Origin of the sequence: uncultured Senegalimassilia sp., assembly GCF_934632265.1 — a bacterium.
Lineage (GTDB): Bacteria > Actinomycetota > Coriobacteriia > Coriobacteriales > Eggerthellaceae > Senegalimassilia.
On the sequence record NZ_CAKTYH010000070.1, the window covers coordinates 1 to 10,603 of the forward strand.

Sequence of the window (10,603 nt, forward strand, 5' to 3'; positions counted from 1 at the left end):
AGCATACCGACCTGGGAAGCGGTATGCGCATCGCCATGCGCGACCTTGAGATCCGCGGCGCCGGCAGCCTGATGGGCGCCGAACAGTCGGGCAACATGTCCGCCGTCGGCTTCGACCTGTTCGCCCAGATGCTCGGTGCGGCCGTGAACGCCACGCGTGAAGGCGACCTGAAGGCCGCCGAGGGCCTGCCGCCGGCGCTGTCCGATATCACGGTGAACCTGCCGGGGCGCGCGTACCTGTCCGAGGAATACGTGCCCGAGGCCGACGAGCGGGTGCTGTGGTACCGCAAGATCGCCAGCGCCGCAACCGTGGGCGCCGTGGAGGACATCTACAACGATTTGGCGGGCAAGCGTCCCGACATGCCGCAGGAGGCGCAGAACCTGTTCGAGAAGGCGCGCATCAAAGCGTTCGCCAACGAGCATCACATCAAAACCGTGTCGGTGGTGGCAGGCAAGCTGGTGGTCGAGCCGATCGACATCCCGCGCGACAAGATGACCCCTTTGCGCCGTGCGGGCGGCCGCTATCTGTCCGACAAGCGCAAGCTGCAGCTGCCGCTGAAGTATTTCCGCCTCACGGAAAAGGGCAACCTGTTCGCCCCCGTGGCCAAGTTCCTGAGGGAAATGAACGGCGAGGAGTAGCGTTCGGGGCGTGCCGGGCAAAGGGGGGAGAGCGCTCGGAAGGCGGGTCGATGAGGCGGTCCGCGCCGCCGCTAGGCGGGTCACCCTTGCGCCTGGCCACTTGGGCGGGCGCTCTCCGATCACCTCATCGCGTCAAGGTAGCGCTCGACGTCGTCGACAAGGGACGCAAGCCGTACGGCGCCGATCATGGGGGCGGCTTTGCGGGCAAGCAGGCCGGGCTTGTACACGATCATGGTGACGGTCTCGTCAGCATATATGCGGGGCAGGGCGGCATCGCCGGTTTGCGCCGAGACGCCGGAGGCGACGTCGGCTGCTATGGTAAACGGCGCGTCCTTCGCCTTGCCTGCCGCCTTCGCATGAGCGGGTATGTGCTTGCCGGCTTGCGCATGCCGCGCGCCGCCTATCCGCTTGCGGGCTAGCTTGCCGTGGAATCGTCGGCGGTTCGCAAGCTGAATCCAGGTGGCATACGGTTCGCGTACCTGCATGCCGGAAAAGCCCGTGCCAAGGATGGCGTCCACCACGCCGCTGGTGCGATCGAGCTCGCGCGACAGCTCCTCGGGCGTCGGCGCGACCATCACGGCAAGCGGCCATCCGTGCGCCTCGGCGGCCGTCATCGCCTCAAGCGCGGCGGTTCGCGCAGGCTCGGCGGAAAGCTGCTCGGGCGGTCGCGGGCAGGCAAGCGAAACGGGCCACCCGGCTTGCGCGAGCGCGCGCCCGCACACCCAGCCATCTCCGCCGTTGTTGCCGCTTCCCGTCAAGATCAAGATCGGCGCCGGGTCGGGAACCCACGAGCGCATCTGGTCGGCTATGGCGCACCCGGCTCGTTCCATCAAGGCGCCCAGCGATGTGCCGTCGGCCGCTATCCGCCGCTCCAGCTCGCCCACCTTCTCCACATCAAGCACGTGCGTGCGCTCGCGGATCTGCTTGATGCCGTCCTCGGTCATGATGCGGGTGTCGCTGATCAGCCCGTTGAGCATGATGAACGGGGCCTGCCCGCGCCAGGCCCGCCAAGCGCGCACGGCAAGCGTGGCCGCCCATGCAAGAACGCCAGCGCACCATATAAGGGTCAACGCCGTCTTGTCGTGCACGCACAGTGACGCGAGCGCGCGAAGCTCGGCGGGGGTGGTGGGGATATCGTCCACGCCGGCAACCAGCCCGAACGCCCATGCGGGCAGCAGCACGAGGGCGAACAAGGTGGCGTAGCGGCAGAGGATCTGCCTGCCGGATGCGGGCGCGGCGTCGGGTCGCACGATGCGCAGGCGCAACAGCTTTTGAGCCGGCGTCCGGCCATGCGTGATAACGGGGAACAAGGCGAACACCGCCGCGATGGCCGCGCATTCGCACGCCCAGAACGTGGCGTGCTCGATGCCGAAGCCGGCAAGCAGCCGGCTGCCGTTCACGGCATGCACGGCAAGGAAGCAACATGCCGCAAGCACCTGCGAAAGCACTAGGTCGAGGCCGAACGTCAGCGCGCGTCGCGTCGCGGACGCGGTCGTTCCGCGCTCGGCGGCATGCCGCGCTGCCACGCGTACGTCGGGCAGGACGCGCATGACGGGGCCGGCAAGCCAGAACCCGACCATGCATCCCAGCGTATTCGTCATCAAATCGTCCACGTCGAAAAGCCTATAGGGGTGCTCATAGATGCCCCAGATGCCGGTGAGCTGAGTGGTCTCGAACGACAGCGTCACGCAAAAGCCGATCATGAGCGCCTGCCACCAAGGCCGGTGGAAGTAGTAGCGCAGGTACGCGCCAAGCGGCACCAGCAACAGCACGTTGAAAAACGCCTCGTACATATACGGGTCGCAGATGGCGGCAAGCCAGGTGGAGGGGTCGTCGAGCCGCGCGCTGGTCTCGGCTAGAAACGAGCGCACGAACTGGAACGGCACCAGCTGCGGCGTCTGCGCGTACGCGACCACCGCCGTGCGGTCCGCCGGAAGCGGCAGCAGAACCAGGAAGTATGCGCACATCAGGTAGAACACGAACGAGTACACCGCCGCGGCGTGGAGCCACGGCACGCTTCCCACCTTGCGATACTTGTAAATCATAAAGGGCGCGGTGATGAGCGCCGCGATCAGCGGGAACAGCAGGACCGGCGTGGTTATGGGCATAACGAACTTCGACATGTCCGCAATCTCCTTTCATTGCCGCGGTCTATGGGGCCGCGCGGGCTGACGGCTCGTTCGCGATCATCGGCCTGCAAGGGCTTTGAAGCAGATGGATGCTCGCCGCCGGCTTCGGCCCGGCATGGCCTCTCCCGGTCAGCGGCTTTGCTCGAGCTTGAGCAAAGCGCCGCGCACGCGTGCGGGTTTCCCCTCGCCCCATGGCTGGCCGTTGGCGCGGACCAGGCGGTGAAGCGGCACCGCGATGGCGAACGGGCACGCGCGCACCGCGGCGCCAACGGCGCGATGCGCGCCGGCGTGCCCGATGCGGCAGGCGATATCGGCGGCCGTGGCGGTCTGCGCGTAGGGGATGTCGGCCACCGCGTTCCACACCTGTTGTTGAAACGGCGTGCCGCAGGGGCCGAGCGGCAGGGTGAACGATGTACGTTTGCCGGCCAGGTACTCCTGCACCTGCGTTGCCGCCTTGTTGGTCAGCGCGCTTGGGGCGCACGTGCCCGCAAGCGCCGTCTTCCCCAAGACGATGCGCGTGATGGCCCGCCCGTTGGCCGCCACGGTGATGGGGCCGGCGGGGGTGAAGTAGCTGTAATATGTCGGGCCGTTGCCGTCCATGAGGCACCTTTCTCTATTCTTGTCAGCATTATATGCCCGCCGCGCACGCGCCGCCGCCGCCTTAGGCCAGGTGCGGTAGAATACGCACAGAACCTAAGAGCTTGGAAGGGAAGGGGCCAAACGTGTTCCAACCGGTTAAAATCGCGCCGTCCATCTTGTCGGCGGACTTCATGAACCTGCAGCGCGACATCGCGGCAATCGAGGCCGGCGGTGCCGGCTATGTCCACGTTGACGTCATGGACGGCCATTTCGTGCCGAACCTCACCATGGGCGTGCCCGTGGTCAAGCAGCTGAAGAAGATCACCGACATGCCGCTCGACGTGCATCTGATGATCTCGAACCCGCTTGAGCAGCTGCCATGGTTCCTCGAGGCGGGCGCCGATATCGTCACCGTGCACGCCGAGGCCGCCGCGGGCTATCAGCTCGAGCGCGCCGTCGAGATGATCCATGCTGCCGGCGCCAAGGCCGCCGCGTCCGTCAAGCCCCATACCCCCGTCGAGGTGCTCGCCCCGGTGATGGCGCAGCTCGACATGGTGCTCATCATGTCCGTGGAACCCGGCTTCTCCGGCCAAAGCTACATCGAGGGCTCCGAGCGCAAGGTGGCGCGCACGGTGGAGCTCGCCCGCGCGGTGGGCGCGTCCCCGCTTATCGAGGTCGACGGCGGCATCGGCGTGAAAACCGCTCCGCTCGTGGCGGCTGCAGGCGCCGATGTGCTCGTGTGCGGCTCGGCCGTGTGCGGCGCCGACGACCCTGCGGCGGCCATCGCGCAGGTCACGCAGGCTGCCGAGGCGGCACGCATCGCCGTGCTGGAATCCAAGGAGGCGTAAGGCTCCCATGGTGGCGAAGGTTCCGCAAAACTACGTATACCTCGACTATGCGGCAACGGCCCCGCTGTGCGAGGAGGCAGCCGAGGCCATGGCGCCCTACATGGTGCCCGGCCGCGCCAACATCGCCTTCGGCGGTAACGCCAACAGCCTGCACATCCCCGGCCGCGCGGCGTTCTCCGCGCTCGAGGATGCCCGTCGTGCCATCGCGCGTGCCTTGGGCGCCGCGCGCCCCGACGAGGTGGTCCTCACCAGCGGCGCCACCGAGGCCGACAACGCAGGCGTCATCGGCCTGGCGCAGGCGGCGGCCCACGCCCGACGCCTCGGCGGCGCGGGCAGCGCCCAGCCGCACGTGGTGGTCAGCGCCATCGAGCACGATGCGGTGCTGGCCCCGGCCAAGCGCCTCGAGCAGCTGGGCTTCTCGGTCACGCGTGTGCAGCCCGACCGCAACGGCTTCATAACCACCGCCGCGCTCGAGCGGGTCATGTGCCCCGAAACGGTGCTCGTCAGCATTATGGCGGCGAACTCCGAGGTCGGCTCGGTGCAGCCCGTGGCCGAGCTTGCCCGCACGGCGCACGCCGCCGGCGCGCTGTTCCACGCCGATGCCACGCAGGCGCTTGGCAAAGTGCCCGTCAACGTGGTCGATTGGGGCTGCGACGCCGCATCGTTTTCCGCTCACAAGGTGGGCGGTCCGAAGGGCGTCGGCGCGCTGTACGTGAAAAACCGCACCCCCTTCGACGCCTTCATGCTCGGCGGCGGCCAGGAGGCAGGTCGTCGCAGCGGCACGCAGAACGTCTGCGGCGCGGCGGGTTTCGCCGCGGCCATCCAGGCAGCCCAGGAAAAGCAGGCTGCCGAGCAGGCGCGTCTGGGCGATCTTCGCGACAAGCTCTACGCCGCGCTTGCCGCAAAACCCGGCGTCCGTCCCACGGTGCAGGTCGCGCCGGGCTCGCAGGATTACCTGCCCAACATCGTGCACGTGCTGGTCGACGCCCTGGAAAGCGAAACGCTCATCCTGCGCTTCGATATGCGCGGCTTCGGCGTTTCGGGCGGGTCGGCTTGCAGCTCGCATTCGCTTGAGCCCAGCCACGTGCTGCGCGCCATCGGCATCGACGCGGATGCCGCCCACGGTGCGCTGCGCATCTCCATGGGCCGCTACACCACGGCCGAGGACGTTCAGGCGTTCCTGGACGCCATCGACTCGGTTTTGAACTGGGAATAGGGAATCGCTCGGGGCTGCCGGAAGGCGGCCCCGACTAGGTTCGACCCACCGATGGCCCGGTGTGCGCAGGTTTGCGCCGTCGCGCATCGCCTGCGGCAGGTGCCCTGCGACGCCGCGCCCGCCAAGCGAGCCTGCCGGCTCGTAAGCTGCCGCATCTCGTCGGCAGCGCCTTATAACGAGAGGAGACCGCATGGAACTGGTAACCATGCACACGCATACGAACTACACCGGTCACGGTCACGGCACCGTCGCCGAGCTGGTCGATGCCGCCGCTGCCGCCAAGCTCGGCGCCATCGCCGTCACCGAGCATTACCCTATGTCGGCGGCTATGGACCCCGATAACATCGTCTCCATGGCGTGGGATCGCCTGCCCGACTACCTCATCGACATCGCCGCAGCGGCCGCCGCGCATCCCGAGATGCAGGTCGTCCCCGGCTGCGAGGTCGACTGGCTCGGCGCGCAGGAGGGCCGCGACTTTTCCGCGCTCGACTTCTCCAACTTCATCCACGTGCTCGGCAGCGTGCATTATCTTGACGGCTGGGCCTTCGACGACCCGGCGCAGGAGGCCCGTTGGCACGATGTGGGCGTCGATTCCGTATGGCGCCGCTACTTCGAGGTGTGGTGCCAAGCCGCCAGCTGCACCGACATGCCCTTCACGTGCATGGCGCATCCCGATCTGGTGAAGAAGTTCGGCTATCGTCCCAGCTTCAATCCCCAGTCGCTCTACGATGAGGCGGCCGAGGCCGTGCAATCGAGCGGCCGCATGGTGGAGGTGAACACCTCGGGGCTTACCTATGCGTGCGCCGAGCTGTTCCCCGCGCCCGACCTTCTGCGCACGTTCTGCCGCGCCGGCATCCCGTGCTCCATCGGCACCGATGCGCATGACCCGGCCGTGGTCGATCGCAACCTCATGCCCGGGCTCGCGGCCATGTACGAGGCGGGCTACCGCTGCGTGACGGTTCCCACGTCCACGGGCGATAGGCGCCAGATTGCGCTAGAGTAAAGGCGGCGAAGGCCCCGCCGAGGCGGCGGGGCGAGCGGCGGGGGAACGTGGTCCCGCCGCGCAAAGGGAAGCCTCATCGCATGGAAGGACTTGATGGACATGGCTTCGAAGAAGATCAAGATCGAAGGTTCCAAGGAAAAGGGCCTGCAGGGCGAAGGCAAGCCCGAGCTCGTGCGCTTGGAGGCAGGAGGCCTGCGCGCCAACAGCTTCCAGCTTTCGGTGGGTGCGCTCGAGCGGGCGCTTCTGGCCGAGTTTCCCGCGGCCGATGCGGAGGAATGGGACCGCACGGGCCTGTTGGTAGGCGATCCGGCGGCGCCGGTGCGCGCGGTGGCGGTTGCGCTCGACCCCACGGTCAGCGCCATCGATGCCGCCGCCGATGCGGGGGCGAACGTGCTCGTCACACATCACCCGGCGTTTCTGACCCCGCCCACGTCGTTTAAGCCCGCCTCGTCGCCGGCGTTGAGCTCCGGCGCCGTGGTATATCGCGCCATCCAGCGCGGGGTCGCGCTCATGAACTTCCATACCGCCCTCGACGTCTCGGCCCGCGCCCAGCGCATGCTGCCGGGCATGCTGGGGCTGTCGCTGCGCGGCGTGGTGGAGCCGAAGGCCGGGTGCGCCGAGAAGGGCTACGGCCAACTGTGCGCGCCCGCCGAGAAGATGACGCTCGGCCAGCTTGCCGCGCGCTGCACCAGCGTGTTCGGCCGCGCCCCGCGCGTATGGGGCGGCTTCGACCGTGCGGTCGCCCGCATCGTCACCTGCACGGGCTCGGCGGGCCCCACGGGCCGCGCCGCGCTGGCCGCAGGCGCCGATGTGCTCGTAGCCGGCGAGGTCAAGTATCATGACGCGCTCGACCTGTCGCAGGCCGGCATGGCGGTCATCGACCTTGGCCACGATACCTCCGAGCTGCCGTTTTGCGGCGTGCTCGCCGCCAGCGTCCGCGATGCCGGCGTGCCCGACGAGCTGGTCGCCGTGGTGTCGCAGCGCGACAGGTGGTCTTACCCCGAGGCCGTGCGCGTATAGCTTGCAAACCGCGCCCCGCATCGCGGCTCGGCTGCGCACGGGGCGCCCGAACGAAAAGGATCCGTATGAGGATAGATTCCGAGGTTTTGGCCGCGCTTCTGCACATGCAGGAGCTTGACGTGCAGATCATCCGTGCCGAGAAGCAGCTCCAGGAACTGCCCGAGCGCAAGGCCATCGCCGATGCCATGGCGAAGAAGCGCGCCGTTACCGCCAAGGCCGAGCAGGTGGAGAAGCTTGCGGCCAAGGCCGAGGACAAGCTCGCGCGCATCACCGAGGAGGATGACGGCCTAGCGGAGAAGGCCCGCCGCATCCAAGACGAGATCGAGCAGGCGCAGGGCGATTTCCGCACCGTCGACGCGCGCACCAAGGAGCTGACGGGAGTTCAGGAGCGCCGGGATGTCCTTGAGGAGGATATGCGCGCCGTCGACGCCGAGCTGGAGAAGATCAAGGCGGTGCGCGCCCAGGTCGCCGCGGCCCTAGAACAGCTCGAGGGCATCGAACGCAGCGCCGGCGCCGCGTTCTCGCAGAAAGGCGGCGAGCTGAAGCAGCGTATCGCCGATATGCAGGCCAAACGCAAGGCCATGGCGCAGCGCGTTCCCGCCGACGACATGAAGCTTTACGAGCGCACGGCGGCGGCTACCGCCGGCGTGCCCTTGGCTTTGCTTGCCGAGGAGCGCTGCGGCGCATGCCGCACGCCCATCGAGCACGGGCGCGTGATCGACATGCGCGCCCAGGGCAACGTTGCCACGTGCCCCAATTGCGGCCGCCTGCTCATCTTGCAGGCGCATTAGGGGAGGGGGATCGCCCGGCGAAAACCCCTTAAACGCAAGAATGCCCCCGCTCTTGGAGCGGGGGCATTCGTTTTCCCGTATGGGATGTTCCGCGAAGGTGTTACGCGCGGGTGACCTTGCCGGCCTTCATGCACTTGGTGCAGACATTGGCCTTGCGGACATGGCCCTTGGCGTCCTTGATGGTGACCTTCTGGATGTTGGGACGGAACCAACGGTTCGTCACGCGGTGGGAATGGCTGACGTTACGACCGGCAACGGGGCCCTTACCGCAGATTTCGCAAACTTTAGACATTATTCATCACTCCATGTACCTAGGTTGCATGTATCGGCGCGAACGCCGCTCTTGCACAAAAAGCCCTCCAACTATACCACACGTACTTGCAGCATCACAAGATTATTTCGTGTTTATGCCTTGCATGCGCCGTGCATGCATACCGTCTGCACAATTGCATGCGCTATACTGCCAGCAGAAGTTTCGAGCCCGCATATGCGTGCCAGAAAGGAATGCCATGAACGATACCATCCCCGGCAACCTCCATGTTGCCAACGATGTCCTGGCCGACATGGTCGGCAACGCCGCGCTCGAGTGCTACGGCGTCGTCGGCATGGCCGCACCTTCCGCTGCCGACGGGATCGCCAAGATCCTGCCCGCCAGCCGCCTGCGCCGCGGCGTGACGGTCACCGCCACCGAAGCAGGCGTGCACGTGGCGCTGTACGTCGTCATCGAGTACGGCACCAACATCAACACGGTGTCCCAGAACCTGGTCGACCAGGTCACGTTCGTCTTGAAGGAGTATGCGCGCGTCCCGCTGGACGGGGTTGAAGTGCATGTGCAGGGCGTGAAGGTCCGCAAGTAGCGCGCGCCTAAGCGCTTTGCCGCCTGCCCCAATGAAGGAGAATCCCATCAATGTCTAGTACCTATACCAGCAACGACCTGGTCAACGCCATCGCGGCTGCCAGCAAAAACCTCAGCGCGCGCAAAGACGAGGTCAACCGCCTCAACGTCTTCCCCGTGCCCGATGGAGACACCGGCACGAACATGTCGCTGACGCTGGAATCCGTCGTCGCAAGCCTGGCCAAGCTGCCCATCGGCGCCTCCGCCGCCGAGATCCGCAAGGCCATCACCACTGGCGCGCTCATGGGCGCGCGCGGCAACTCCGGCGTCATCACCTCGCAGATCCTGCGCGGCCTGTGCGAAGGCTCCAACGGTTTCGATGCCGTCAGCGCCGAGTCCATCGAATCGGCCCTGGCCAAGGCCCAGGATGTCGCGTTCCACGCGGTGCGCAAGCCCGTCGAGGGCACCATCCTCACGGTGCTGAAGGACTCCGCCGCCGCGGCCAAGCACGCGCGCAAGAAGAAGATGTCGGCCGACGAGGCGCTGGCCTACGTGGTGGAGCAGGCCTACGCCAGCGTGCAGCGCACGCCCGAGCTGCTTCCCGTACTGAAGGAGAACGGCGTGGTGGACTCCGGCGGCTATGGCCTGGCCATCCTCATCGACGGCTTCGTGGCCGCCCTCACGGGCAAGGAGGGCCCGCTCGTCGACGCTCTGGCGTTCGCTCGCGATGCCGCCCCGAAGGTCGAGATCGAGCAGATCAACGACTGGGAGGGCAGCGAGTACACCTACTGCAACGAGTTCCTGGTGGATTCCGACACGCTCGACAAGGCCGAGGCGCTGGACTTCCTGGCCACCATGGGCGACTGCGAGCTGTGCGTGGGCGAGGCCCCCAAGTTCAAGGTGCACGTGCACTCCAACACCCCCGACAAGGTGCTGGCGTACTTCCTCGAGCGCGGCCAGATCTCCGAGGTGTTCATCCACAACATGAAGCTGCAGTCCGAGGAGCGCACCGAGAAGCTCGAGGCCGAGCAGCACGCCGAGCGCAAGCCGCTCGGGTTCGTGGCCGTCGCCGCAGGCCAGGGCAACGCCAAGATCTTGGAGTCGCTCGGCGTCGACGTGGTCGTCTCCGGCGGGCAGACCATGAACCCCTCCACGAAGGACCTGCTCGATGCCGCCGCCAAGGTCAACGCCGACGCGGTCATCTTCCTTCCGAACAACAAGAACATCATCATGGCGGCCCAGTCCGCCTGCGAGCTGTCCGAGATCCCGGCAGGCGTGGTGCCCACCAAGTCCGTGCCGCAGGCCTTCGCCGCCATGTTCGGCGTGGATGCCCAGGCATCGCTTGAGGACAACGTCGAGGCCATGACCGAGGCGTTCGCCGACGTCAAGACCGGCGAGGTCACCACCGCCATCAAGGATTCCAAGGACGCCGAGGGCAACGCCATCGCCGATGGCGACGTCATCGGCATCGCCGACGGCGCCATCCATGCCGTGGGCCACAGCGTCTCCGACGTGGTCATGGGCCTGCTCGAGCACATGGAGGC

The 10,603-nt window shown here is 67.0% G+C and carries 11 protein-coding genes; 8 read left to right on the forward strand and 3 right to left on the reverse strand.

Annotated elements, in window-relative coordinates:
* Positions 1 to 638: TRCF domain-containing protein (locus Q0H50_RS06205; RefSeq protein WP_366936642.1), on the forward strand; the 638-nt coding region annotated here is incomplete at its 5' end.
* A gap of 119 nt (positions 639 to 757) precedes the next feature.
* On the opposite strand, the gene Q0H50_RS06210 is transcribed toward Q0H50_RS06205, so the two are convergent.
* Positions 758 to 2,761: an NAD(P)H-hydrate epimerase gene (locus Q0H50_RS06210; RefSeq protein ID WP_294420573.1), complete on the reverse strand. Its 2,004-nt coding sequence runs from the start codon at positions 2,759 to 2,761 to the stop codon at positions 758 to 760.
* Between the two features lie 135 nt (positions 2,762 to 2,896).
* Complete coding sequence (locus tag Q0H50_RS06215; protein WP_294420575.1) at positions 2,897 to 3,367, reverse strand: methylated-DNA--[protein]-cysteine S-methyltransferase; 471 nt, start codon at positions 3,365 to 3,367, stop codon at positions 2,897 to 2,899.
* A 122-nt stretch (positions 3,368 to 3,489) separates the two neighbouring features.
* Between Q0H50_RS06215 and rpe the strand changes: the two genes are divergently transcribed.
* The 5 genes from rpe to Q0H50_RS06240 all read left to right on the forward strand — a co-directional run bounded on the left by rpe (position 3,490) and on the right by Q0H50_RS06240 (position 8,224).
* Positions 3,490 to 4,194, forward strand: a complete 705-nt coding sequence (gene rpe, locus Q0H50_RS06220; protein ID WP_294420578.1) for a ribulose-phosphate 3-epimerase — start codon at positions 3,490 to 3,492, stop codon at positions 4,192 to 4,194.
* 7 nt (positions 4,195 to 4,201) lie between these two features.
* A complete protein-coding gene (locus Q0H50_RS06225) occupies positions 4,202 to 5,410 on the forward strand; it encodes a cysteine desulfurase family protein (protein WP_294420580.1) in 1,209 nt (402 codons plus the stop codon).
* Between the two features lie 190 nt (positions 5,411 to 5,600).
* Complete coding sequence (locus Q0H50_RS06230) at positions 5,601 to 6,413, forward strand: histidinol-phosphatase HisJ family protein (RefSeq protein ID WP_294420582.1); 813 nt, start codon at positions 5,601 to 5,603, stop codon at positions 6,411 to 6,413.
* A 99-nt stretch (positions 6,414 to 6,512) separates the two neighbouring features.
* Positions 6,513 to 7,433, forward strand: coding sequence for a Nif3-like dinuclear metal center hexameric protein (locus tag Q0H50_RS06235; RefSeq protein ID WP_294420584.1), 921 nt, complete (start codon positions 6,513 to 6,515; stop codon positions 7,431 to 7,433).
* Positions 7,434 to 7,498: 65 nt separating this feature from the next.
* Positions 7,499 to 8,224 (forward strand): C4-type zinc ribbon domain-containing protein, encoded by a 726-nt coding sequence (locus Q0H50_RS06240; protein WP_294420586.1) that lies wholly within the window; start codon positions 7,499 to 7,501, stop codon positions 8,222 to 8,224.
* A 100-nt stretch (positions 8,225 to 8,324) separates the two neighbouring features.
* Here Q0H50_RS06240 and rpmB read toward each other — a convergent pair whose 3' ends face one another.
* On the reverse strand, positions 8,325 to 8,516 hold the full coding sequence (rpmB, locus tag Q0H50_RS06245; RefSeq protein WP_042434542.1) for a 50S ribosomal protein L28: 192 nt from the start codon (positions 8,514 to 8,516) through the stop codon (positions 8,325 to 8,327).
* A 217-nt stretch (positions 8,517 to 8,733) separates the two neighbouring features.
* Between rpmB and Q0H50_RS06250 the strand changes: the two genes are divergently transcribed.
* Both Q0H50_RS06250 and Q0H50_RS06255 read left to right on the forward strand, forming a co-directional pair.
* Complete coding sequence (locus tag Q0H50_RS06250; protein ID WP_294420588.1) at positions 8,734 to 9,081, forward strand: Asp23/Gls24 family envelope stress response protein; 348 nt, start codon at positions 8,734 to 8,736, stop codon at positions 9,079 to 9,081.
* Positions 9,082 to 9,131: 50 nt separating this feature from the next.
* A partial coding sequence (locus Q0H50_RS06255; RefSeq protein ID WP_294420590.1) for a DAK2 domain-containing protein occupies positions 9,132 to 10,603 on the forward strand: 1,472 nt, incomplete at its 3' end.

Bases quoted from the DNA above. Each gene is read 5' to 3' on its own strand.
- Q0H50_RS06225 (WP_294420580.1), top strand. From the start codon at position 4,202: ATGGTGGCGAAGGTTCCGCAAAACTACGTATACCTCGACTATGCGGCA.
- Q0H50_RS06215 (WP_294420575.1), bottom strand. From the start codon at position 3,367: ATGGACGGCAACGGCCCGACATATTACAGCTACTTCACCCCCGCCGGC.
- Q0H50_RS06250 (WP_294420588.1), top strand. From the start codon at position 8,734: ATGAACGATACCATCCCCGGCAACCTCCATGTTGCCAACGATGTCCTG.
- Q0H50_RS06235 (WP_294420584.1), top strand. From the start codon at position 6,513: ATGGCTTCGAAGAAGATCAAGATCGAAGGTTCCAAGGAAAAGGGCCTG.
- Q0H50_RS06230 (WP_294420582.1), top strand. From the start codon at position 5,601: ATGGAACTGGTAACCATGCACACGCATACGAACTACACCGGTCACGGT.
- rpmB (WP_042434542.1), bottom strand. From the start codon at position 8,516: ATGTCTAAAGTTTGCGAAATCTGCGGTAAGGGCCCCGTTGCCGGTCGT.
- Q0H50_RS06210 (WP_294420573.1), bottom strand. From the start codon at position 2,761: ATGTCGAAGTTCGTTATGCCCATAACCACGCCGGTCCTGCTGTTCCCG.
- Q0H50_RS06240 (WP_294420586.1), top strand. From the start codon at position 7,499: ATGAGGATAGATTCCGAGGTTTTGGCCGCGCTTCTGCACATGCAGGAG.